Source organism: Clostridium sp. UBA7791, from assembly GCF_002480755.1.
GTDB lineage: Bacteria > Bacillota > Clostridia > Clostridiales > Clostridiaceae > Clostridium_J > Clostridium_J sulfidigenes.
The window spans coordinates 110,828-134,994 of sequence record NZ_DLCT01000011.1 but is presented as its reverse complement, the minus strand read 5'-3'; the positions used below and the strand labels follow the sequence as shown (position 1 = coordinate 134,994).

22 protein-coding genes are annotated in these 24,167 nt (G+C 29.1%); 8 read left to right on the top strand and 14 right to left on the bottom strand.

The features are described from left to right. Positions 1-6 precede the first annotated feature (6 nt). The gene (locus tag B3Z56_RS14490) at positions 7-189 is read left to right on the top strand and encodes a hypothetical protein (RefSeq protein WP_150845295.1); all 183 of its coding nucleotides are present in this window, start codon (positions 7-9) and stop codon (positions 187-189) included. A gap of 207 nt (positions 190-396) precedes the next feature. Here the strand turns inward: B3Z56_RS14490 and B3Z56_RS14485 are convergent, their stop codons facing one another. Then, positions 397-1,713 carry an HAD hydrolase family protein gene (locus B3Z56_RS14485; RefSeq protein ID WP_346876297.1) on the bottom strand — a complete coding sequence of 439 codons (1,317 nt, stop codon included), beginning with the start codon at positions 1,711-1,713 and terminating at the stop codon, positions 397-399. A gap of 959 nt (positions 1,714-2,672) precedes the next feature. Between B3Z56_RS14485 and B3Z56_RS14480 the strand changes: the two genes are divergently transcribed. Beyond that, on the top strand, positions 2,673-3,554 hold the full coding sequence (locus B3Z56_RS14480; protein WP_346848733.1) for a nitroreductase family protein: 882 nt from the start codon (positions 2,673-2,675) through the stop codon (positions 3,552-3,554). 71 nt (positions 3,555-3,625) lie between these two features. Here the strand turns inward: B3Z56_RS14480 and B3Z56_RS14475 are convergent, their stop codons facing one another. The 3 genes from B3Z56_RS14475 to B3Z56_RS14465 all read right to left on the bottom strand — a co-directional run bounded on the left by B3Z56_RS14475 (position 3,626) and on the right by B3Z56_RS14465 (position 7,012). Then, positions 3,626-4,426 carry a MerR family transcriptional regulator gene (locus B3Z56_RS14475; protein WP_346848732.1) on the bottom strand — a complete coding sequence of 267 codons (801 nt, stop codon included), beginning with the start codon at positions 4,424-4,426 and terminating at the stop codon, positions 3,626-3,628. Between the two features lie 80 nt (positions 4,427-4,506). Beyond that, positions 4,507-4,965 carry a GNAT family N-acetyltransferase gene (locus B3Z56_RS14470; protein ID WP_346848731.1) on the bottom strand — a complete coding sequence of 153 codons (459 nt, stop codon included), beginning with the start codon at positions 4,963-4,965 and terminating at the stop codon, positions 4,507-4,509. A 31-nt stretch (positions 4,966-4,996) separates the two neighbouring features. Continuing rightward, entirely contained in the window at positions 4,997-7,012 is a 2,016-nt protein-coding gene (locus tag B3Z56_RS14465; protein WP_346879086.1) for a penicillin-binding transpeptidase domain-containing protein, read from the bottom strand. Between the two features lie 210 nt (positions 7,013-7,222). Here B3Z56_RS14465 and B3Z56_RS14460 point away from each other — a divergent pair, with 210 nt between their 5' ends. After that, positions 7,223-8,524: an alpha-L-fucosidase gene (locus B3Z56_RS14460; RefSeq protein ID WP_346848729.1), complete on the top strand. Its 1,302-nt coding sequence runs from the start codon at positions 7,223-7,225 to the stop codon at positions 8,522-8,524. Between the two features lie 131 nt (positions 8,525-8,655). Here the strand turns inward: B3Z56_RS14460 and B3Z56_RS14455 are convergent, their stop codons facing one another. The 8 genes from B3Z56_RS14455 to B3Z56_RS14420 form a co-directional block, all read right to left on the bottom strand. Beyond that, positions 8,656-9,087 carry a MarR family transcriptional regulator gene (locus B3Z56_RS14455; RefSeq protein WP_346848728.1) on the bottom strand — a complete coding sequence of 144 codons (432 nt, stop codon included), beginning with the start codon at positions 9,085-9,087 and terminating at the stop codon, positions 8,656-8,658. Positions 9,088-9,237: 150 nt separating this feature from the next. Beyond that, the gene (locus B3Z56_RS14450) at positions 9,238-10,101 is read right to left on the bottom strand and encodes an NAD(P)/FAD-dependent oxidoreductase (protein ID WP_346879085.1); all 864 of its coding nucleotides are present in this window, start codon (positions 10,099-10,101) and stop codon (positions 9,238-9,240) included. A 57-nt stretch (positions 10,102-10,158) separates the two neighbouring features. After that, positions 10,159-10,470 carry a thioredoxin gene (gene trxA / locus B3Z56_RS14445; RefSeq protein WP_035134706.1) on the bottom strand — a complete coding sequence of 104 codons (312 nt, stop codon included), beginning with the start codon at positions 10,468-10,470 and terminating at the stop codon, positions 10,159-10,161. A 363-nt stretch (positions 10,471-10,833) separates the two neighbouring features. Next, the gene (locus B3Z56_RS14440) at positions 10,834-12,048 is read right to left on the bottom strand and encodes a NupC/NupG family nucleoside CNT transporter (RefSeq protein WP_346879084.1); all 1,215 of its coding nucleotides are present in this window, start codon (positions 12,046-12,048) and stop codon (positions 10,834-10,836) included. A gap of 201 nt (positions 12,049-12,249) precedes the next feature. Then, complete coding sequence (locus B3Z56_RS14435; RefSeq protein ID WP_346876291.1) at positions 12,250-13,269, bottom strand: HAMP domain-containing sensor histidine kinase; 1,020 nt, start codon at positions 13,267-13,269, stop codon at positions 12,250-12,252. 3 nt (positions 13,270-13,272) lie between these two features. Further along, positions 13,273-13,968, bottom strand: a complete 696-nt coding sequence (locus tag B3Z56_RS14430) for a response regulator transcription factor (protein WP_346879083.1) — start codon at positions 13,966-13,968, stop codon at positions 13,273-13,275. Between the two features lie 41 nt (positions 13,969-14,009). Next, positions 14,010-16,541: an ABC transporter permease gene (locus B3Z56_RS14425; RefSeq protein WP_346879082.1), complete on the bottom strand. Its 2,532-nt coding sequence runs from the start codon at positions 16,539-16,541 to the stop codon at positions 14,010-14,012. Next, the gene (locus tag B3Z56_RS14420) at positions 16,541-17,218 is read right to left on the bottom strand and encodes an ABC transporter ATP-binding protein (RefSeq protein WP_346848721.1); all 678 of its coding nucleotides are present in this window, start codon (positions 17,216-17,218) and stop codon (positions 16,541-16,543) included. Before B3Z56_RS14420 ends, B3Z56_RS14425 begins: the two co-directional genes overlap by 1 nt. 161 nt (positions 17,219-17,379) lie before the next feature. On the opposite strand from B3Z56_RS14420, the gene B3Z56_RS14415 reads away from it, so the two are divergent. The 4 genes from B3Z56_RS14415 (at position 17,380) to B3Z56_RS14400 (ending at position 20,053) form a co-directional block, all read left to right on the top strand. Beyond that, positions 17,380-18,021 carry an undecaprenyl diphosphate synthase family protein gene (locus B3Z56_RS14415; protein WP_035134702.1) on the top strand — a complete coding sequence of 214 codons (642 nt, stop codon included), beginning with the start codon at positions 17,380-17,382 and terminating at the stop codon, positions 18,019-18,021. 325 nt (positions 18,022-18,346) lie between these two features. Beyond that, positions 18,347-18,589: a hypothetical protein gene (locus B3Z56_RS14410; protein ID WP_346848720.1), complete on the top strand. Its 243-nt coding sequence runs from the start codon at positions 18,347-18,349 to the stop codon at positions 18,587-18,589. A gap of 235 nt (positions 18,590-18,824) precedes the next feature. Further along, on the top strand, positions 18,825-19,607 hold the full coding sequence (locus B3Z56_RS14405; RefSeq protein WP_346879081.1) for a threonine/serine exporter family protein: 783 nt from the start codon (positions 18,825-18,827) through the stop codon (positions 19,605-19,607). After that, positions 19,607-20,053, top strand: coding sequence for a threonine/serine exporter family protein (locus tag B3Z56_RS14400; RefSeq protein ID WP_346879080.1), 447 nt, complete (start codon positions 19,607-19,609; stop codon positions 20,051-20,053). Before B3Z56_RS14405 ends, B3Z56_RS14400 begins: the two co-directional genes overlap by 1 nt. 91 nt (positions 20,054-20,144) lie before the next feature. On the opposite strand, the gene B3Z56_RS14395 is transcribed toward B3Z56_RS14400, so the two are convergent. Further along, complete coding sequence (locus B3Z56_RS14395; protein ID WP_346848717.1) at positions 20,145-21,137, bottom strand: DUF4003 family protein; 993 nt, start codon at positions 21,135-21,137, stop codon at positions 20,145-20,147. 539 nt (positions 21,138-21,676) lie between these two features. Between B3Z56_RS14395 and B3Z56_RS14390 the strand changes: the two genes are divergently transcribed. Next, a complete protein-coding gene (locus B3Z56_RS14390) occupies positions 21,677-22,999 on the top strand; it encodes a sodium-dependent transporter (protein ID WP_346848716.1) in 1,323 nt (440 codons plus the stop codon). A 140-nt stretch (positions 23,000-23,139) separates the two neighbouring features. Here the strand turns inward: B3Z56_RS14390 and B3Z56_RS14385 are convergent, their stop codons facing one another. Next, on the bottom strand, positions 23,140-23,952 hold the full coding sequence (locus B3Z56_RS14385; RefSeq protein WP_084178197.1) for a DUF2225 domain-containing protein: 813 nt from the start codon (positions 23,950-23,952) through the stop codon (positions 23,140-23,142). Positions 23,953-24,167 lie beyond the last annotated feature (215 nt).

The window sequence follows — 24,167 nt, the reverse complement described above, 5'->3', positions numbered from 1 at the left end:
CTTCTGATGAAATCTATCAGAAAAGATTTAAAATTAGATTTGATAGCTTCTATTATAGCTATATTGATTTTCTTATTTTCAGTACCTAGATTAATAAAGACATCTGACCCTACTACCATTGCATTTTTAGGTATTTGTGTATTACTACTCCTTATATGTAACTTGCGTAAAATTCATAGTAATAATTAGGTTATTATTATAATAGATTATATTCAATAGTTTAACTTAATATATGTAATTAACCAATTTAATTGTAATTGTGACTATAAAGTGTAAAGTCAATGTCCCCTATATAAAAAAGAAAACACAGTAAAGTTTCTAATCTTTTAGCACTTTACCGTGTTTTCCTTTTGTTGATAAATAAAAATAATGAAGCTTTAAATTTAATATATTAGTTTAATAATTAATTACTTTTGAATAAAATATTTTTTTAATAGTCTTTACTACAGAATCACTTTCATTATCTCCTATGATTTGTGAATTATTTTCTTTAACTGTAATAGATGCATTTTCTACTACATATCCTTCATCTGCTACTTCAAGCATAGAACTATCCTGTTCTACACCAGCAAATACAACTACTTTCTCACTTTTAATCATCTCTCTTAACTTTATCAAAGCGCTTCCTCTAGATGTTTTACCACTATACACTTTTAAAATATAGTAATCTTCGTTATATCTTTCATATATAACCTTGATGTTTTTATAATCCCTACATCCTTTAAGCCTATTATGTAGTATTTCTATTTTATCTATCTTGTTAATAACCATGATGCAAATTACGTCTAGCCCTTGTGGTAGTTTACTATATATATAATTTTTCAATGGAAGTACTTTCTCTAAATTATAAAATCTCTTTTCTTCTTCATTAGTAAAATTACCATAATAAATGTGCATCACATTATTAATTATAGTATGAGTAAAGGTATTTATAGATAACTCATCACATATATTTAAGATTCGTTCAGCTATTTCATTATTTATTCCTTCATGGTAAACATAGCTTTTCTTATTAAAATCATATATTGCTGCTCCATTCATTGTAATTACTGGTAACTTAATATCCATACTACTAACTATAGGTGCTACAGTTTCTGGAGTTTTATCTATTACTAATGTCACTAGTGCTCCTTCTTCTATCATTTCCTTTAGTTTTACCTTAGTATAAGCACTAACTTGATTTTTAGAATCCATTAAAGTATTCGTTAGTGTACTTACAAACAAAATTTTGGTATTTCTCTTCTTAGGTAACCTCATAGCATTGACCCCTAACGCTACAAAAATCCCAATTAAAGTGTCTATAATCCTATTAATAGTAAATGCATAAGGAACTACATCATCTCCATGATTTATAGCCACACTTAAAAATACTACACAACTAATATAGGATGCTGTTTGTCTTTCAAGTAATATAGTAGTATATATTAAAGGTATGATAGCTACAGATGTTAATAGATATCTTAGTTGTGGCATAGATTCAGGTATAAATCTTCTTTCTAATAATAACACTATCACTCCAAAGGCACCTCCAATTAAAGTCCCAATGGTACGATTTAAACCAACCTGCTTAGTACTCTCCACACCTTGTTGCATGCATAAAATTGCCGCTATTGCTGAATAGAATGGCATTCCTGTGCCTCTTACTAAATATATTAAAAAACATATAAAGACTGCCACTGCTGATTTTATAATCCTCATTCCTATCCTTGGCATTAAAATCCCCTTCTTTAACTAATAATTTATAATACATTATATCATGAGTATTTATAACTTTTTATATTTAAACGTATTCTAATTTTACATATAAATATTCAAATATTCTTTAAAATCTAATGAATTTTAGTTATTCTGAAGTTTATATACATAATTAATATTGACATTCATCATGTTTTCCATATATAATTATTCCAATTATATGGAATTTGTTGTCATTACCTTTATAAAATAAGTATAAATATAGGATTTTAAGGGGGAGAAACTCATGCTTGAATTTTTTAAACTCATACCTATAATTATTATGATTATATTTCTTTGTCTGGGAATTGGTGTCTTTCTACTTATTAATAAGATATTTAAATGATGTATTTATCTAAGTTTTGATTTGACTTTTATAATGAATAAAGTTATATCTTATAAGATAATATAAATATATAAACTTAATAGGAGGTTCATAAATGAATAGCTTAAATTCTAAAGAAGACCTTTTAAAACTAATTGATACTACGGATTTACTTTTATGCTTCTTTACTGGAAAATGTTTTTGAGGAAATGATGACCTGCTTTGTAAAGTAGATGACTTGCTTACTAATTATCCTAAGGTTAAATCTATAAAAATTAGTATTGATGAATTTCCTTCCTTGTGTGCAGAATTTTCAGTTTTTACAGCACCTACAATTTTACTTTTTACTCAAGGAAAAGAAACCCTAAGAGAATCTAGATTCATTGTCATTAATGAGTTAGATAAAAATATAAATAGATATTATAGTTTAATATTTTAATAATATCCTTTTCAACCTTTTAGTAATTTATATAATAACTAAAAGGTATTTTTTATATCTTCACTTAAAATAATTATTAAAATTATTTTATATTTGTATAAACTTCCTTGACTCTATAGTCCCTATAGGGTTTAACCTTTGAAATATAAAATATTGAATTTAGGAGATGATTTTATGAATAAAGAATATTTAAATGATACTATCAAATTATTATGTGAACGTGCAAGTTGCCGAAGCTTTCTAGACAAGAAAATTCCTGATGAACTATTGAATGAGATTATATCTTGCGGCTTACATGCTGCTACTGGAGGAAATCTTCAACCTTACTCTATAATAAAGATAACTGATGATAATACTAAGGAACGTTTAGTTAATGAATGCGATATGCAATCACTAGTTAAAAATGCACCTGTTAATCTTCTATTCTGTATTGACTGGAGAAGAATTCAACGTTGGTGTGAAGCCTCTGATGCTCCTTTTGTAGCTACCAAGAGTTATAGACATTTTTGGATTGCTCTTCAAGATACAATAATATGTGCTCAAAATATTTGTACTGCTGCTGATTCTATAGGTTTAGGCTCTGTATATATAGGCACAGTAGAAAGTTGCTTTATGGAATTAAAATCTATATTTAATATTCCAGAAGGCGTATTCCCTGTAGTTCTTTTAAGTATTGGATATCCAAATCAACCTTTAATTCCTGCTCCAAAGTTAGGCATAGAAGCCATAGTTCATGAGGAAAGCTATAAAGACTTAACTATAGACACTTTAGTAAAACTACAAAATGAAAAATACAATTCTAAAAAATTTCCCCTTAGTCCAACTAATATGGCATCAATGAAAGAAGTGACTTTAGATATAGGTGGCGAAGATTACAGTAATAAGATTATTACATCTATAGAACAGCAAGGTTATATTAATATGGCCCAAAGATACTTTGGTCTTCACTATAAAGCAAATTGGTCTTGTATAGGAAATAAGAATTTTATAGAAGCTCTTAAGGCATATGGATTTACATGGATTATGGGAGAGGACTTTCCTACTGGTGACAAATAAATTTTAAAATTAAAGGATATAATTAGTCAATAAACTACCAATTATATCCTTTAAATATTTCACGATAATTACTATTTCAATAATAGCTGAATCTGTCTCACCCATTCTTCATTATTATCAGATATGTTTGGCCCTATAATTAATTCTTCTATACCGATTCCTTGTAATTCCATTTTAGAAGATTTTATATGTTTTAATAAGCTATCATAACTTTCTTTTAAACTGTCCCGACTACCTATATGGTCAATGACTCCATAAACACCTTCTTTTAATGTGTATTTATTCTTAGAATCATTTAGCTTTTCTTCTTTGCTAAGAGCCAGATAACTTTTAAGATGAGTTTCTCCTTTATCATTAATATTTATTAACCTTGACGGCTTAAACATAACTTCTACACTAATACTACAATTTCTATCAAAACTTACCAAAGACCTTATTACATTATCTATAGTGCTATTTTCATTTACGTCTATTAAATATCCTTCCCTTCTTTCTAATACCATAATTCTCGGCTCTGTAGAATAATTTCCTTCCCTTAAATCATTTATATTTTTTAATTGCTCTTCTACATAACAAGAAACTTTTTTTAAGTTCTCTATGTTTTCATCAATTACATTCTTCAAATTATTAAACAATTTTTCTGTTTCACATATATCTCCACTTAAAACCTTCATAATTTCACTAAGAGATAATCCCGTAGACTGTAATGCTTTTATTTTCCACAATCTCTGACTAGAAGTACTATCATAATATCGATAACCTGACTTAGAATCTACTTCTACAGGAACTAATAATCCAATATTATGGTAGTATCTTAAAGTTTGTATGTTTATATTATGTAGTTTAGCCATTTCACCTATACTAAATTTCACTTCGTTTTCACCTCATATATTAAATAAAATTAAATTATAACCTTATAAGAAAATAGGAGACATATTACTGCCTCCCATTGTTAACACTGCTCTAAAATAATAGTTCTACTCCGGAATCCAAGCCTCTCATAAAACTTAAGTACATCCTCATTTCCTACAGCTACTCCAATTATTTTTTTATTAACATTGTTATCATCTAGCCATTTAATGGCTCTTTTAATAAGTTCATCACCAATCCCATACGTCCTATATTCAGGCTCTATATATAAAGAACTAACTTCTCCTACAAGACCATTATTTATTGTAGAAATACAATATCCCACATATATTTTTTTATCTTTGTCCTTAACTAGATTAATATTTATATTGTCCTTCTTGTAAATAAGGAATCCATTACTTCTTTCCTTAAATGAGAGCTTCTCATATTTTTCTTTAAAATTTATAGATTTATTTTTATGATGATTATTAAGCTTATCCCACAGTGGACTTACATATTCTAATAGTTCCTTTGAGCCTGAAATAATTTCAATATTTAGCATTTTAGACACCCTCTTTAACTATAATAAATATCTATTTTTTCAAATAAAACTCCATAACATTTTTAACCATAGCTGTTGGTATTCCACTACCGCCTCTACCCTTTACATCTTCTATTATCATAGATATGGCAATTTTAGAATCATCTGTGTTTACAGCTACAAACCATCCATTTTCTTTACCCGATTCATCTTTTTGATCTTTCTTTATCTCTGAAGTTCCAGTTTTACCAGCTATATTAAATCCATTTACTTTTGCAGTGGTAGCTGTTCCATCTGCATCATTTATTACAGCTGAGAAAGCATCTACTAAAGCTGGTACTTTTTCTGCCTTTATAGCATTTTTCAATACTTTTGCTTCTGGATTTTTTCCAATGTTAAGTCTTGGCTGCATTATATCTCCATTGTTTCCTAATGCACTATATGATAATGCAATATCTAATGGTGACATAAGCACCTCACCTTGACCATATCCTGTGTCAGCAAGAAGTATTTCTTTACTTAAAGTATTATCATTACTAATTTGAGAAGTTTCCATTGGGAAATCAAAAGTTATCTCTTCTCCAATACCAAAGTTTTTAGCTCCACTTATAAAGGCATCTGCTCCTATATTCAATGCTACTCTTGCAAAATAAATATTATCCGAGTATTTTGTAGCTTCTTTTAAGTTTATAGCCTTACCAGGATCTTTTACTCTCGTAACCTTATATCCACCCCATGATGAATTATTTTGCCAATCTAATCCCTTAATATCCATAGTTTCTCCTGGATTAAGTGCGCCTGCATCCAATCCTATAGCCGCTGTAACTAGCTTCATTGTAGAGCCTGGTGCGTATACATTATTAAACCTATTGTCAAACTGCTGGCCATCAAGCTTTTTCCACTGCTCACTTAAGGATTTTGTTTTATATGTTACAAATATATTTGGATCATAGGAAGGTGAACTTACCATAGCTAAAACTTCTCCAGTTTTAGGGTCTACTGCAGTAGATGCTCCCTTCTCACCTTTCATTTCACTATATATCTTACTTTGAAGCTCTGGGTCTATTGATAGTTTTATATCCTGACCATTCTTTGCTTCTGTTTTAGCTAAAGTTATTTTTTCTTCTCCCTTTTCAATGTATATTTCTCCACCATCTTGGCCCCTTAATATATCTTCATAAACCTTCTCAAGACCAGCTTTTCCAAGGAGACTTATTTGTGAATAACCCTTATCTTTATTATTTTCTATTTCTTCTGCTGTAATGGCTCCCACATATCCTATTAGATTTCCAAAAGCTTCTCCTCCGGTGTAAACTCTGGAGTTTTTATTGTTTATTTGAACGCCTTCAATAGTGGAAAGCTTATTTAACTTTTCAGAATCAGATTGAAGTACAGATACTATTGGTACAAAATAATCTGGGTTAGTATTAGCTGCTAGCTGTTCTTCTATATATGACTCACTTATGTCTAATATAGTTGCCATAGCTGTTATTTTTTCTGACTTTTTATTTCCAAATTTACTTGGATGAATTCCTACAGACTTTACTATATCATCTTGTGCTAAAAAGTTCCCATTTCTATCTAATATACTTCCACGTTTAGAGTAATAATCTTCTACCCTCACTTTATCATCTGGTTTTTCCATTTGAGGAAATATTAAACTCTCATTCCACTTTACTTTATACCCATCCTCTTCTTTAACTAAAGTTGCTTTATAATCTTTGATATCTACCTTTCCTGCCACTGTATCCATAGTCATAGTAAATGGTATTTCTAATGACTTTTTATCTCTTTCCTTTTCTCCTACTATTTGAATATCCATATTACTAGCTACAATAGCACTATATATATTAGTGTATCTTTCTAAAAATTCTTCCTCGTTTATATATGCTTTTGATTCCACTGAAAGCATATTATACATACTTTTAAAATCTTGCTTAATCCAAGCATTTTTATAAATGTTAAAGGCATCCTTTATTTCATCTTTCTTAAAGCAACCTGTAAATAAAGCTATACCTATAATTATAGTTCCAATAATTAAGCTTAGTTTCTTTAAATTATTTTTCATTACTATCCTCCTTATAAAATGTATTTTCTTACTGGGTACTTCACAGTTTAAATACAAGCTTATCTATTCTACTCAATAAATAAACTACTACATCTATTGTAAGTTTATATATACTTTTATTCAATGAATTTTCTTAAAAATAAAAGTGAATCTTTTACAAATTTTTTAAAATATTAATGTATAATTAAAATAGAAAGGATTGGTGAAATCATGATAGATATTGAAAATGAAAGCAAAATTTATCTTCAACGTGAAGAAAGAACTAAATGGTTCCAAGAAGCTAGATTTGGAATGTTTATACACTGGGGATTATATAGTATACCTGCTGCAGGTGAATGGATTATGACTAACCGACAGATGACTGTTGAAGAATATAAACCATACTTTGCTGAATTTAATCCAACCAAATATAACCCTAGACAATGGGCCAAACTTGCAAAGAAAGCCGGCATGAAGTATGCAGTTATGACTGCTAAACATCACGATGGTTTTTGCTTATTTGATAGTTCTTATACTGACTATAAATCTACTAATACAAAAGCTGGAAGAGATTTAATTAAAGAATACATAGATGCTTTCAGAACAGAAGATATTAAAATTGGTCTTTATTACTCACTTCTTGATTGGCATCATGAAGACTATCCAGCCTATGGTGATAGGCACCATCCAATGAGAAATAACAAAGCCTTTAAAAATAAAATTCATAACTTCGATAATTATGTTAAGTATTTTCATAATCAAGTTAAGGAATTAGTTACTGGCTACGGTAAAATTGATATAATGTGGTTTGACTTTTCTTATGATAATATGACCGGTGAAAAATGGAAAGCTACTGAACTAGTAGATATGATAAGGAAATATCAACCTGATATAATTATTGATAACAGATTAGATGATAAAAAAAGTATTAAAAAAGCTAACCTTTCTACTTATACCGGTGACTTTGACTCACCAGAACAAATTATTCCTCCAAGGGGCGTACTTAATGAAAATAGAAATCCTGTACCTTGGGAAGCTTGTATTACGCTCAATAATAATTGGGGCTATGCTTCTATGGACAAAGATTATAAATCTTCAAAACAAATAATTAGGAGCTTAGTTGAATGTGTTAGCAAAAATGGTAATATGATTTTAAATGTAGGACCTAATGCAAAGGGTGAAATTTCCAAAGAATCTGCAGTGATTCTAGGAGAAATAGGAGAATGGCTTGCAGATAATGGAGATAGTATCTATGGTTGTAAAGGTAGCTACCTACCAAAACCAGAATGGGGAAGATATACCCAAAATGAGAATTTACTTTATGCCCACATTTACGATAGAGGAATCGGTCACACTAATCTAAACAATCTAAGGGGAAAAATAAAAAAAGCTAGATTACTTAAAGACTGTTCAGAAATTAAAGTAGAGTTTCCATGGATGGCAGAAGAATTTGAAGAGGATGCCTTTATAAACTTATCAAGTGCAATTCTTCCTGATGAAAAAGATACAGTAGTAGAGTTAGAACTACTATAAACTCTATTAAAGTTCAAACTTAATCCATGAAAAAACCTCTTTAGTTAAAATCTAAAGAGGTTTTTATCCATAATTTTTCCTATAACTAACTTTGTATGAATATTTACTATAGTTATTAAACTTTTGCTGCACTATTCTAAACTTTGTAATAAATTATCTAAATTACGTTTAAGCTCCTTTGCTTCATCATTAGATATATTCAATTTGCAAAATACTTCTCCTGGCACATCTAAAATCTCACTTTTTAGCTTTAAGCCAGCTTCTGTTAACTCTATTATGACTACTCTATCATCATTTACGTCTCTATGTCTTGTAATTATCCCCATAGATTCTAATTTTTTTAATAATGGAGTTAAAGTACCTGAGTCTAAGTGTAGTCTTTTACCAATGTCCTTAACTGTCATCTTTTCTTCTTCCCATAACACTAACATAGCTAAGTATTGTGTATAAGTAAGATTATGCTTATCAAGAATGGATTTATACAACTTTATTACCTCTCTAGATGCTGCATATAGAGAAAAACATATTTGATTTTCTAGTTTAATACATTCACAATTCTTCATATAAATTCTCCATTTCACAGAATGACTTATTAAAATTAATTCTTAATAAACCACATTGTTTGAGATTATTTTACAATTTTAAAATTTATATGTCAATACAACAAATAATTTGAATAACATTATAAATAATTCATACAAATATCTCTTATTTTACTTTTCCTTTGAATCTACATAGGAAACTGCTGATAATGCAGCCACATTTCCTTCCCCTGCAGACTTTATATATTGATAAGGTCTTCCTACTATATCTCCTGCTGCGAAACAACCTTTTAAGTTCGTTTGCATTAGCCTATCAACCTCTACATGATTGTCTACGATTTTTAATCCCGGAACTAATTGACCTGGAGATATGCTATCTCTTAGTATAAATAAACCATCAGTATTAATTTCTTTATTCTTTAAAACTAGCTTTTCCACTTTACCTTCACCAATTATTTCTACTGGTATATCATTTACTACTTCTATAGATGAATGAACATTTACAAACTCTTTATACATAGGAATATAATATACCTTTGATGCTAAAGTAGCAATAAAGTTTGCCTCTTCCTCTTCTTTTTTACTATAGGCTATTATTGTAACTACTTTATTTCTATAAAGTGGTGCATCACAGGTAGCGCAATATCCAACACCCTTACCTAGAAGTTTTTCTTCACCATGGAATAGTTTACCATATTGAATTCCTGTAGCTAATATTACTGATGTTGCTTCATAGGTTTTATCATTTACCATTAAAGCAAAGTAATCTCCCATAGCATATATATTATTTATTTTTTCTTCTGTTATTTTTATATCCATAGCTCTTAAGTGATTGATAAAGGCTTGTTGTATCTCTTTACCACTTTTACCATGGAAACCTAAATAATTATTAATTTTATTAGCTTTTACTAATTTATTTGAAAGTTCATCATTACCAAATATGATAAAACTCTTATTTCTTATTTTTGCATTTAAAGCGGCTGATATTCCTGCTGGTCCACTACCAACTATTGCAATATCATATCTTTCACTCATAGATTTATCCTCCAAATTTACAGATTAAAAATATAGGAGTAACCTCCTATATTTTTATTATATATAAGCTTCTACAATTTCTTTTATTCTCTCTTTTGGTACAAACCCTACTGTAGTATTTACATTTTTTCCATCTTTAAATACTATTATTGTAGGAATGGATGCTACACTATATTGCATTGATATGTCTGGGCATTGATCCACATCAACTTTTATAAATTTAACCTTGCCTTCCATTTCAGTTGATAATTCTTCAAATATTGGAGCTAACATTTTACAAGGTCCACACCATGTTGCGAAAAAGTCTACTACTACAACACCATCTTTTATTTCATTATTAAATTCAGCTGAATTAACTATCTTTGCCATCTTTTATTCCTCCTAAAATCAATTTACCAAAATATTATTTATCTAAATTAAATTTTGTTCAATTTAATTTGTTAATACTAATTTACATGTTTATATATTAAATGTCAAGTCATTTTAAAAATATTTTTATATAATTACATAATGAAATCTTATGTTTTAAAATTTAATAATAGTAAACCCTCTAATTATATTATTTCATACTTAAATAGGTTTTATTTATTATAATAATATTTTTATTATGAAGTTTTTAACATCTATTTTAATATCTAATAAAAATATATCTCATTTCAAGAAAATATAATTATCTTAAAATGAGATAAAAGTATCAACTTTTCTGTGATATTTACAACATGACTAATAATCTTATAATCCTATTAAAAGTCCTGCAATAGTTGCACTTAAAAGGTTCGCTAAAGTGCCTGCAACCACAGCTTTTAATCCTAATTTTGCAACTTCATGCTTTCTCTTTGGTGCCATTCCTCCAATTCCACCGATTAAAATAGCAATGGAAGATATGTTTGCAAAACCACATAGTGAAAAAGTCATTATAGCTGCAGTTTTTTGCGAAAGGTCACCTATTATAGGTCCTAGTTTACTAAAGGCAACAAATTCATTTAAAATTATCTTTTGTCCTAGAAGAGCTCCAGCCGTTAAAGCCTCATTCCAAGGAACTCCTATAATTGCAACCACTGGTGAGAATATGTATCCAAATATCATTTCTAAGCTTAATCCATCTATTCCAATAAGTCCACCAATAAATCCTATTATTCCATTTACTAAAGCTATAAGAGAAATAAATGCAAGTAACATGGCACCTATGTTTAGCGCTAAACCTAACCCTTCTGATGCTCCCTTCGATGCTGCATCTACCACGTTAACTGAACCATCTTTTCCTAATTCAATTTTATCTTCTAAGGCTTTTGCATCACTTTCTGGAAATATCATTTTAGCCATTATCAGTCCTGCTGGAGCAGCCATAAAGCTTGCTGAGATAAGATATTCTAGTGGAATCCCCATAAGTGAATACCCAACTAAAACAGAACCTGAAACTGAAGCTACACCTCCAACCATTACAGTAAATAATTCTGATGTAGACAGTTTATTGATATATGGTTTTATTAAAAGAGGTGACTCTGTTTGCGATAAAAATATATTTGCAGCTGCTGATAAAGTTTCAAGTTTAGACGTTCCTAGGAGTCTTGCTAAAGCCCCACCTATTATCTTTACAATAAATTGCATTATCCCAAAGTAGTATAATACAGAAACTAAAGATGAAATAAATATAATAACAGTTAATACCTGAAAAGCAAAAACCATTCCTCCATTAGTAGGTATAGCTGCTCCAAACAAAAAATTTATTCCTTCATTTGCATACCCGATAATTGAAGTTGCCATTGTGGCTACCTTCTGTAAGGCTTTCTTCCCAACAGCTGACTTTAAAACTATAACTGCAAAACACAATTGAATTAAAAATCCTATAATAATAGTTCTCCAGTTTATTTTCTTTTTATTATTTGACAGTAAGAATGCTACTATAAAAATAAATATAATACCTATAATGCTATTTAATATGTCCATTGAATCACCTTTATCCTTTGTAATTTTTCTATTATATTGTTATCTTCAATATAATCTACTATTCATTTGTAAAAATATTTAATAATTAACCTCCTACAAAATAAATTAAAAAATAGTTCGCATTAGAACACTCCATTTCCTCCGCAAACTATTTTATGTTGAATCATTAAAGATGTCAATTTATCTTATGGGATAATTAATTTATTTAATAGGTAAGAATATTGAAAATACAGTTCCCTGTTTTTTTGATTTTACTTTAATATATCCACCTTGTTTTGAAATAATTTCCCTTGTTAAATAAAGTCCTATACCAATACCTTCAACATCGCCAACATTCTTTCCTCTATAAAACCTACTAAATATTTTAGGTAGTTCTTCTTCACTAATCCCTATACCATTATCCTCAATATCTATCCTTGCAAATATTTCATAACTTTGTATAGAAATATTAATTACTCCGTTTTCTTTTGTGTACTTTACTGCATTCTCTAGAATGTTAAATACACTCTCTATAGTCCAGTTTCTATCATGTAAAATTGTAACTTTTTCCTTTTCATTAAGCTCTAAAATTATATTTTTAAATTGTGCCTTTTTGCGTATTTGACCTATTGCTAATAATATAGTTTCATTTAAGCTTTCATAACATGGCTTTAACTGAATTACACCACTTTCTAACCTAGACATTTTAATCATACTTTCTACTAAAAAACTTAGCTCATTTAAAGAAACCATAATTGTTTCTTGAAAATCTCTTCTCTCTTCTTCTGTCAAATTATCATATTGAAGAAACTCACCATACATCTTTAAATTTGTTAATGGTGTTTTTAGTTGATGCGCTATATCAGAAATTAATGACTTTATTTCATTCTTATCATCTTCTATTTGCTTATTTTGAGCTTTCAAAATTCTAGTTAACTTAATAGTTTGAGATTGAAGCTTTGAGAAAATTGAATCTTCAACTATAGAAAACACTTCTTTTTCCTTCATATCAGTCATTATGGCTAACATATCCGAAAGTTTTATAATTATTTCTATCATATAACTTTTAAATAGTCCTTCATACATATAAAATCCTAAAATAATTATTATTGAAAAAATAGTTGAGATAATAGTTACGTTTAAATTTTTTACTGAAAAAGTTATAAATGCAGTAAATGCTGAACAAATTAATATAATTAATATTTGAATCATATTTTTCATCTTATAAAAATTACTTTTCATATGCTACTCTCCAAACATATAGCCAATACCAAAAACAGTAATAATATACCTAGGGTTTTTAGAATCTTTTTCTATTTTCTTGCGTATACGTCTTACATTTACACTTAAAGTATTTTCATCTACAAAATTACCATTAACATCCCAAAGCTTTTCTAGAAGCATTTCCTTAGTCATCACCTTACCTTTATTTCTAACAAGTAGTTCTAAAAGCTTATATTCAGTACTAGTTAAATTAATTTCATTTTTTCTTTCAAAAACAGATTTTCTATTAAAATCTACTTTTAAATCTTCATACTGAAAAGTATCTTTAGTTTCTGCTGACTGTCTTCTTAATATGGCATTAATTTTATGCTTTAATATTTCCAAGGAAAAGGGCTTTGTTAAATAATCATCACAACCACTTTCAAAACCTTTAACCATATCCTCCTCTGTATCATTGGCAGTTAAAAATACAATAGGAAAGTTGACACTACCCCTAATATCATCACATAGCTTCAGTCCACTGCCATCAGACAAATTTATATCAAGCAATAAAAAGTCAATATCTTTATTTAAAATTAAATTCTTGCCTTCCTCTTTTGTATAAGCCGAGAGTATATTATATCCCTCTTTTCTTAATGCAAAGGTAACACCCCTATTAAGAATTTTATCATCTTCAATTATTAGAATTGTCCTCATCATACCACCTCTTTTTTCCATTATAACAAAAGTGGCAGATTGTATAAATCTGCCACCTAAAATTAATTTTCTGTTTCTCTTATACGTTCTATTACACTTTTCTTTGAAGATGTTTCAAATACAACGCCAGGTGTAATTAAGCATACTAAAAATATAAATACTACTAAAGTTAATAGTGGCACTGTAGGAAATACAAACTCTGCATAATCTGCAATTTTCTTTGTTAACTCTGCTATTCCGTATATAATTCCTATTCCCAAAGTGAAAATAAATAAAGTAGTTATACTTGCATAATATGCTCCTTCAAAAGTAAGCATCTTTTTAATTTGTTTCTTAGTCATACCCACGCTTTCCATCACCGCAAATTCCTTTAGTCTAACATTAACTCCTGTAATCATTACATTTATAAAGTTTAAAATTCCAATTAATATAAGAATACCAGAAATTCCTCCCCCAAGTATCTTCATTACCATTGATGTACTACTAAATTCTTCTCTAATATCACTTTTGGATTCTAACCATAAACCACGATTGTTAGTTAATGTCTTTAATTCTTGTTTAATTTCAGATTCATATGCATCCTCAACATTTATTTGTAATAAGTAATATACTGCATCTTTATCTAATTTCTCCATAGCTGAATTACTAATATAAATTGTTGGTGCACCCACTACTCCACCTAAGCCATAAGGTAAGTCTCCATTAGCATCACTGATAATTTGTGCTTTATATCTAGCAGTAACCCCTGTATCTTTATCTTTCAGATTGAAATTTTTACCTTTTAATTCAGTATAAAGTGACTTATCCTTTCCATCATAAAATCTTGGCTGAATTAAAGCTAAGCTCCCTTTTTTAAATTCTTCTATATCTATTTTATAATCAGCATATTCATTGTATCTCTCTATAATTTCATCATCTATTCCAAGAATCCAACTAGAATATATATTAGGTTCTTCTTTAATTTTATTTAAAAATGCGTTTAATTCTTCTTGAGATATTCCTCTTTTTATATGTTCTTCTTCAATTAAAGGTAAAAAGAAGTTATTAGTCATGTCTAACTCACCCATACTTACTTTTGTTATAGCTACATTTTTAATTCCTTGCAAACTTTTAATATTATCTACTAAATGTTTATCTAACTTCTCCTTATCAGTATTAATATTTTGAATTTCAAAATCATTTTTATTATACCTATTTATAAAATTATCTACCCCAAGGCTATCTAGAAATGTGTTGATACTGAGAAAAGTTATAATACCCATGAATAATGAAAGAAATACAACTATCGCACGTTTTTTATCACGGAAAACGTTATACCAAGCCATTTTATAAAGCTTTCCTCCATTAGTTGATTTTCTACTTTTCTTTTGTTTCTTTACCTTTGTTCCAGAATATCTTAAAGCTTCCGTTGGCGAAATACTACTAGCAACTTTAGCTGGCTTATTACAACTTAGTATTACTGTTAATAGTGCAAATAGTGCCGCTCCAACAAAAATTAGAGGATTAAAGGATATATTAGCTGGCATTGCGCTTTCATTGTATCTTCCATTCTTAAGAGCACCCATAGCTATTGGTACAATAAAAAAAGAAAATATAGCTCCTAGTATTAAGCCTACAGGAATACCCATTCTAGATAATCTTAAAATTTGCCCCTTAACGATTTTCTTTATTTGTCGTGGTGATGTTCCTATAGTTTTCATAAGTCCATAAAAATTAATATCCTTGATTACGGATATATACATAACATTGTAAATAAGTAAGTATCCACTTAGCACTATAAATAATGCTATTATTATTATTGTAATTACAGTTGCAATTGCAGCACTTGATGATTCTTCACTTATATCATAGCTATATTGGAACTCTTGTCCTTGTTTACACTGAATTTTAGAACTTAAAATATCCGGTGCATTATCCTTTTCACTACTCTTTAAAGTCATAAGAGCAATTCCATCATTCTCCAAGGATAGATTGTTTTTGTTTATAAATTCTTCTGAAACCATTAAATATCCTGTATCTTGAACAATATCATAGTTAGTATAATACCCACTTAACAAAAATTCCGACTCTTTTGCCCCACCCTTTGTTTCATAGGAAACCTTTATTTTGTCCCCTATTTTAGCATCTTTTAAATTCAAAAATTCTAATGCTTTTGTAGATGCCATGATCTGATTTTCTTCATTAGGATATTCTCCTTCAATATCGCTTATACAAGGAGTTATTTGGTTTTCCCAATCTACTTTATCATGATATTCCATATTTATTTTTGTTTTATTCTTCTCTAAAGAATCTGCCTTAACCCTACCTACATTAATTTCATATCCTAAACTTTTAAATATATCTAGTTTCTTTAATTTTTCATATTGGTCATTTGTTGCTCCTTTTAAAGTTGTAGTAGCCGTTGTACCTTGCATACGTAAATTTAGCACCCTATAGTTTTTAGCGAAACTAATGCCTATACTAAAAACTGTGGAAATCATAAAGGTAGTTAAAATTATAGCAGCAATTGCAAATATATTTCTTGTTTTATTAGTTTTAAGAGATCTCTTAGTTATTCTCTTAACTACTTCCTTATTGTTATTTTCAAACATCATTACTTATCACCTCTTACTACTTCCTTACCATCTTCTATTCTAATAATTCTGTCAGCAAGCTGTGCAATCTCTTCATTATGGGTAATCATAACCATGGTTTGATTAAACTTATTACTAGTCATCTTTAAAAGTCCAATAACATCCATACTTGTTTTACTATCAAGATTTCCTGTTGGTTCATCTGCTAATATTATTGCTGGCTTTGTTGCCAATGCCCTTGCAATTGCAACTCTCTGCTGCTGTCCTCCAGATAAGTTATTAGGCATATTAGTAAGTTTTTCTTTTAAACCCAACGTATCAATAATTGAGTCTACATATTCCTTATCAATCTTTACTCCATCTAACTCTATAGTGAGAACTATATTTTCATAAACATTTAAAATTGGAACTAGATTATAGTTTTGAAATATAAATCCTATATTTCTTCTCCTGAAAATTGTAAGTTCTTCATCCTTCATATCACTTAATTTCTTTTCTAATATATAAACATCACCACTAGTAGGTCTATCTAGTCCCCCTAGCATATTAAGCAACGTGGACTTACCACTGCCTGATGTGCCTATTATTGCTATGAATTCCCCTTCATTTATATCTATACTTACATCATCTAGTGCTTTAACTATATTGGGTTCCTCTCCATAAATTTTGATTAGTTTATCTGCTCTTAACATACTCATATTTAATCACTCCATAATAATTATTTCCTATATATTGTATATTAGCATTAACTTCTTACAACCTTCTTACAAAATAGTATTTTTTATCTATGTTTATTTTATATTTTTATGGAAAACATAGTATTATAATTTTAATTTTTACGGAGGTTAATTGAGATCATATGAGAATACCAAATCATATTGGAATAATTCCTGACGGCAACAGACGCTGGGCTTTACTTAATAATCTAACCAAAGATAAAGGATATGAACATGGCATAAATCCTGGTCTTGAAGTATTTAAACTTTGCCAAAAAGAAAATATAAAAGAGTTAACATTTTACGGTTTTACTATAGACAATACCAAACGTCCCTCTGAGCAAAAGCTTGCTTTTATACAAGCTTGTATTGATTCTGTCATGCTTTTAACAAAGGAGGATTGTGAAATCTTGGTTATTGGAAATACTGAATCAAGTGCTTTTCCTAAGGCTTTAATTCCCTTTACAACTAGAAAAAAATTTGGTAATGGTGGTATTAAGGTAAACTTTCTAATCCATTATGGATGGGAGTGGGACTTAAATCTATTAAAAGAATCCAAATCCTCTAATAAACATATTCTACCCTACATACATTCAGAGGATATTTCTAGAATTGATCTAATAATAAGATGGGGAGGTAGAAGAAGACTTAGTGGTTTCTTACCAATTCAGTCTGTTTATTCTGATTTTTACGTAATAGACACCTATTGGCCGGATTTTACTTCTACAGACTTCTACAATGCTTTAGACTGGTACAATGAACAAGATGTTACCCTTGGTGGTTAAAATGAGTTCAATAAAATCATAACTACTGATGGGTGGTATTCATTAAGTAAATCAAATAGATGAAAATATAGAAATAACATATTTTCATCTATTTTAATTAAAAAACGCTCTATATATAAAAACTCGCTCTTCAACTTAATCATTTACACATGTCAACTTTAATCATTATTATCCTGTAACTTAAATTCAATATCTTCATATCATAATAGTGAGATACATCTTTATAAATCATATATATTTATATTAGTGTATTTCAAATTCCTTTTATATTACATACTCCCAAAACATAATCTTAGGAGTAAATATAAAAAGTGAGGTAATATATATGAGTAGTCATAGAAGACGTCATTCTAATTGCAAATGTGATTGCTGCTGTTGTTGTAATATACAGCCATGTTGTGACAGATGTCCAACCTCCTGTTGTACAGGATTTACAAACCGTAATTGTAATTCTAATTTTGGTTGTGATTGTGGTAATAACCAATGGCTAATATGGTTGGTATTATTGGGTTGTGGCGGTTTTGGTGGCTTTGGAAACAACTGCTGTAGACGTGGATTATTCTGGTAGTAACTTAAGGAATTTTCACCCTTGTGGTAATTCATAAATCAATATAAAGAAACACCTGATTAGTTAAAATACTATTCAGGTGTTTTGATTTTTCTCTTTAACATTTTATTTCTGACTAACATCTATTTGTATTTAAAATACATAAATCGAACTTATTAGAATTATCTCATTGTAATAATCTTTATATTCTAATATTATAAATATGGGAATATAAACTAACTTAAAGGAGACATTTATGAAGGAGAATGAAATCACAATTGAAGCGTCCAAAATACTAAGCCTTTCCTTAGATATTGGTGAACATATGCTACGAGTTGGTGGTGAAACTAATCGTGTTGAAAATACAATTATTCGTATTTGTAAGGTTTATGAAATTGACCGTATAGATGTTTTCTCAATAAGATCATTAATTATAGCTACTATAAAAACTAGTGATGAAGAAACTCTAACACAAACACGAAGGATTTACTCCTATGGAACAGACCTTAGTCAACTTGAGAAGCTTAACTCCTTATCTAGATATATATGTCAAACTAAACCTTCTTTCAATGAAATAAAGGGAAAAATACAAGAACTATCAGTAAGTGAGCCCAGTATAAGGTGGAGTTCCTGCCTAGGGTACATACTAGCTTCTAGTGGATTTTCTATCTTTTTTGGTGGTAATCTCATAGATGCTACTGCGGCTGCAATCATTGGTATCCTTATATTCTTTATTGATACTTTTATCAAAAGAGAAAGCATTAATCAATTAATATATACTTTTGTTTGCTCAATTATTACTGGACTAGCTGCAATTTTATTTACTAAAATAAGAATAGGAGCTAATGTTGATAAAATTATTATAGGAGATATTATGCTTCTTATTCCCGGAATTCCATTAATAAATTCCGTTCGTGATATGCTTTGTGGCGATATTATAGCTGGCCTATTACGATTAACTGAATCCATATTAATTGCCATAGCTATTGCCTGTGGTTTTGCAATTTCATTGATTATATTAGGAGGTATATTGCAATAATGAAGTATTTAATTCAAATCATTACTGCTTACATAGGTAGCCTAGGATTTGCCTTATTATTTAATATAAAAAAGGAAAGAATACTCTATGCATCTATTGGAGGTATTATTACTTGGTGTATCTATTTAATTTCTTTTTATTATTGGAATGATATTTTTATATCTAATATGATAGCTTCGATTCTAGGTACAGCATACTCTGAACTCTTAGCTAGAATTCATAAAGCACCTACAACTGTATTTTTATTGCCCTCTATCGTACCTCTTGTACCTGGTGGTAGCTTATACTATTCTATGAGTTATGCTTTAGCGGGAAATAAAATAAAATTTGATTTTTATGCTCTTAATACACTTAAAACCTCCTTAGGGATTGCTGTTGGAATTATTGTGGTTTCAGTTGTTGTCTATCATTTAACCAATTATAAATGTAAGCGCAGTAAAATATAAATTACATACTAAAAATTTTTTAAATAAAAAAGTCTGTTAAAGTTAATTATTTACTTCAACGGACTTTTATGTGTATAGACTTTTTATATTTCTAGTTTGCTGAACTAGCCGCTGCTGAAGTTGCTGCCATAGTTGCTGCAACGGTTGCCATCTGTTGTGCAATAATAATATTAGTAATATTATTAGATATGGTTCCTTCTAATAGATTATTCTTCATATCACCAATATATTGAAGTGCTACAAAATTTGCAGAAAACATAGCACGTTGCACTTTGCTAATGGAAAATGCTCCAAACCCTTTTTTATCTTTTAGGTATTCTGCACCATTCACTAATTCTTCTGCTATAAGGTTCATATCATTAGAAGTCATGGCAAGAACTCCAAGAGTTGACATTGTTCCGTTATAACGTAATTTATACTTTTTATCCTTTAAGTACTTATATAACTGTAAAACCTTATTACATAATTCATCATCGTCATTATCTGCAAGAAGTAACACAAGTGCCAATGCCTGCATATCATTTCCTCCACCAAGAGTTGGCCTTAATCTATCTTCTATTATTACTACACGTCTGATTGCCAATTCCAAATCAATATCTGTCATTGCCACCATTGCAACATAAATATAATCATCTGTACTTGTTAAAAATGGATGTATTTTACGTAATCTATCATAAAATTCCTTCATACGATTAATAATTCTATTGTATTCAGATTCAGTTTTTATTTTAGCAACCTGCATTGCCGCAATGGTAAGATACTCGGAACCCCGAAAATTCTGTTGTTTCATTTTATCATATAAAATTTGAGTTTTCGTAAATAAGCTCTCTGGATTTTCATCTAAAGATAGCATTGTTGCTATTATTGGGAGAGTAGTCCCTTTAAAGCTAGAAAATATTCCTGTATTCTTCTTAATGTATTCTCTCATTTCTTTTATACGATTTGCATCTAATATACGTTCCTCATTAGTATATAGCATTGAGCATAACATATGTGACAGTTTATAATCCCATTTCAGTACTTTACCTAATTGCATTGTATAATCTACAAATATATCTAATCTGTTTTCAATTCTAGTATTCATTATTTTAATCTTCTCCTTTAATTTCTCATATTGACTATAATCCTACTTCCCACTCTATAATAAAATTGTTATAACATTTTTGTAAATAATTACTATATTTCCATATAATTTATTATATCATTTTTAACTCTACTCTTCTATATTTTATTCATAGGTATAACTATAGTAATATATATTCTGTATCTATCTATTGACTTCTATATTTTTCAATGATATGATACATAACATAAAATATCGTATTAGGAGATAAGATTATGAATTTAAAAACGAACCTATCAATTTCAAAATTAAATAATAACTCTTTCTTTAGCTTTTTTAGATAGGTTTGTGTCTATATATCAATTATCATAGATACAAACCACACCAATGGAGTGTTTTGTATCTATGATAGCTAAAGAGTTTATGTTGCAATAAATTTAGCCTCATAGATAAACTATGAGGCCTTTTTATATCCTAGGTTAAGGGTCTCATAGTGTAATCTATGAGTCTTTTTTATTATTATAAATATTTTATATCATATTTCTAGGAGGTAATTAAAATTGCAAAATACTAAAAAAAGAGAAAAATTCTCTAGTAACTTTGGTTTCATTCTTTCATGTGTTGGTGCTGCCGTTGGGTTAGGAAACATATGGATGTTCCCTTATAGATTAGGTGAGAATGGTGGGGCTGCATTCCTAATACCTTATTTTATTTTCGTAGCACTACTAGGAACAGTTGGGTTAATTGCTGAGTTTTCCTTTGGTAGGCAGTTTAGAACAGGGTCAATGGGTGCTCTTCAAAAGATATTTAAAGAAAGAAATATTAAACATGGCTCTATTATATCTATAATTCCAACCTTAGGACTAACTGGTATATTTATGTTCTATACAGTTGTTATTGGTTGGGTATTAAAATACTTTTTCATAAGTTTAACTGGTGAGATATTAACTATAAATATAGAGTCTTACTTCACTACTTTTATAAATAGTAATATTACAGTATTTTGGCATGGTTTAGCTGTTCTTATAACTTTAGTAATAGTTAGTTTTGGGATTTCTAAGGGTATAGAAAAAATAAATAAAATCATTATACCTTTGTTATTTATTATATTTATACTTCTAATTGCCAAATCATTAAGCCTACCCAATTCGATAGAGGGTGTGAAGTATCTCCTTACTCCTGATTGGTCCTACCTTTTAAATCCAAGTACTTGGGTTATGGCTCTAGGACAAGCCTTTTTCACTGTATCCTTAACAGGATGTTGTATGGTTATGTGTGGTAGCTATACAGACGAAAATTTTGATATACCTAATTGTGCTATATCTACAGCATTGTTTGATACTCTTGCAGCTATACTTGCTGCCTTTGTAATAATGCCTGCAGTATTTGCTTTAGATCTAAACCCTACCTCTGGACCTGCTTTACTATTTGTAACTGTACCAAGTATATTCAAGACTATGAAATTAGGACAAGTACTAAGTTCTTTATTTTTCTTAAGTATTATTTTTGCTTCTATTTCATCTTCCATAGCTATGTTAGAGGGACCTGTAGAAGCAATTATGAATTTAACTAAGTGGAGTAGAAAGAAAACCACTTATATTACAGCTATATCGGCTTTTATACTAGCTATACCATTAAGTTTAAGTAGTTCTTTATTTAACAACTTCACAAACTTTATTACCATAGTTCTATCTCCATTGGGGGCATTAATTACTGCTGTTATATTCTTCTACATACTTGATAGAGATGAGACTCTATCTCAGTTAAATTTAGGTTCAAAATGTAAAATTGGTATATGGTTTATGAATTTTGGAAAATATGTTTTTGTGCCAACAACTATTATTGTAATAATTTTAGGATTAATATACGGTGGTATTGGTTAATATATAATATAATAAAGCCTATAGTTTATTTTATTAAAGAAAACTATAGGCTTTATTATAATCTTAGCTAAAATTTATATACTTAATAGTAGATGACCACAAGTCTTTTAAATACCTCATTAATATACAATCATATATCTCTATTCACAAGTAGCTTCATTTGCTTTTATCTCTAGATCTTTTGCTAAATCTCTCATGTCTCTAGCTTTATCTTTTATTTTTTGATCCGTCTTGCTTACGATTACTCTTCCTAACCATAGTTTAGCATTTGTATAATCCCCTATTCTTCTATATAACTCACCTATAATATATTGTAAAGAATAAATATTTAATCCGTATATTGGAGTTCGTTCATTTTCATAAGCAATAACAAATCCTTGAAGTGCTCTTTCTAAAAATGCCTTCTCATCTTCTTTATTTTCTAGAAGTCTATACATCCATGCAATTTTCAAGCAAAGCATTGCCTTTGTACTATCTTTAAATTCTCCTAGCACTGCATTTAGTAATGCAAGTTTATAACGTTCAATTGCGATTTCTTCATTATAAACTTGAGGATATTCTTTACCTTGCCATTGATTGCCTATCTTTACAAGTATAACTTCACGTTTATAGGATTGTATTTTCTGAAAATCACTTTTTAATGCTGCATATCCACATGTTGGACATACCAATACTTCATAAAAGTATGGATTTACCCCCTCATATCTTATAAAAGCATCTGTATCTTTTGATTTTACTTTAGGAACATACGCCTTTACAACTCTACATGTAAAAGCTTTTAAACAAACTGGACAAGTAACCTTCTTATCATAAAGTAATGTATTAATATCAATTTTTGTTGATTTTTTATCCTTTGTTTCTTCATCGTATTTATCTTCTTTTTTTGTATATAACTCTATATCGTCTTCATAATTAAGTCCTAAGCCTTTTAACGAAGAAAAAATTTTAATCATACTAAGTTGCCCCCTACTTTAGTAATGTTCTTCATTTATCATACGCTATAGCATTCTATACTAACAAGTGTATTTAAATATATGTAATTCTACTAACATAACTTCATATTATATCAAACTTATATAAGAAAATAAAGGTTTATTTCAATTTATCATGGATTTAGCAGGTGTTTCTAATCACATTAGGTTCAATAGGTTAGGCTTTCCCCTCTTCA

Bases quoted from the DNA above. Each gene is read 5' to 3' on its own strand.
- B3Z56_RS14490 (WP_150845295.1), top strand. From the start codon at position 7: ATGAAATCTATCAGAAAAGATTTAAAATTAGATTTGATAGCTTCTATT.
- B3Z56_RS14485 (WP_346876297.1), bottom strand. From the start codon at position 1,713: ATGCCAAGGATAGGAATGAGGATTATAAAATCAGCAGTGGCAGTCTTT.
- B3Z56_RS14480 (WP_346848733.1), top strand. From the start codon at position 2,673: ATGAATAAAGAATATTTAAATGATACTATCAAATTATTATGTGAACGT.
- B3Z56_RS14470 (WP_346848731.1), bottom strand. From the start codon at position 4,965: ATGCTAAATATTGAAATTATTTCAGGCTCAAAGGAACTATTAGAATAT.
- B3Z56_RS14465 (WP_346879086.1), bottom strand. From the start codon at position 7,012: ATGAAAAATAATTTAAAGAAACTAAGCTTAATTATTGGAACTATAATT.
- B3Z56_RS14460 (WP_346848729.1), top strand. From the start codon at position 7,223: ATGATAGATATTGAAAATGAAAGCAAAATTTATCTTCAACGTGAAGAA.
- B3Z56_RS14455 (WP_346848728.1), bottom strand. From the start codon at position 9,087: ATGAAGAATTGTGAATGTATTAAACTAGAAAATCAAATATGTTTTTCT.
- B3Z56_RS14450 (WP_346879085.1), bottom strand. From the start codon at position 10,101: ATGAGTGAAAGATATGATATTGCAATAGTTGGTAGTGGACCAGCAGGA.
- trxA (WP_035134706.1), bottom strand. From the start codon at position 10,470: ATGGCAAAGATAGTTAATTCAGCTGAATTTAATAATGAAATAAAAGAT.
- B3Z56_RS14440 (WP_346879084.1), bottom strand. From the start codon at position 12,048: ATGGACATATTAAATAGCATTATAGGTATTATATTTATTTTTATAGTA.
- B3Z56_RS14435 (WP_346876291.1), bottom strand. From the start codon at position 13,269: ATGAAAAGTAATTTTTATAAGATGAAAAATATGATTCAAATATTAATT.
- B3Z56_RS14430 (WP_346879083.1), bottom strand. From the start codon at position 13,968: ATGGAAAAAAGAGGTGGTATGATGAGGACAATTCTAATAATTGAAGAT.
- B3Z56_RS14425 (WP_346879082.1), bottom strand. From the start codon at position 16,541: ATGATGTTTGAAAATAACAATAAGGAAGTAGTTAAGAGAATAACTAAG.
- B3Z56_RS14420 (WP_346848721.1), bottom strand. From the start codon at position 17,218: ATGAGTATGTTAAGAGCAGATAAACTAATCAAAATTTATGGAGAGGAA.
- B3Z56_RS14415 (WP_035134702.1), top strand. From the start codon at position 17,380: ATGAGAATACCAAATCATATTGGAATAATTCCTGACGGCAACAGACGC.
- B3Z56_RS14410 (WP_346848720.1), top strand. From the start codon at position 18,347: ATGAGTAGTCATAGAAGACGTCATTCTAATTGCAAATGTGATTGCTGC.
- B3Z56_RS14405 (WP_346879081.1), top strand. From the start codon at position 18,825: ATGAAGGAGAATGAAATCACAATTGAAGCGTCCAAAATACTAAGCCTT.
- B3Z56_RS14400 (WP_346879080.1), top strand. From the start codon at position 19,607: ATGAAGTATTTAATTCAAATCATTACTGCTTACATAGGTAGCCTAGGA.
- B3Z56_RS14395 (WP_346848717.1), bottom strand. From the start codon at position 21,137: ATGAATACTAGAATTGAAAACAGATTAGATATATTTGTAGATTATACA.
- B3Z56_RS14385 (WP_084178197.1), bottom strand. From the start codon at position 23,952: ATGATTAAAATTTTTTCTTCGTTAAAAGGCTTAGGACTTAATTATGAA.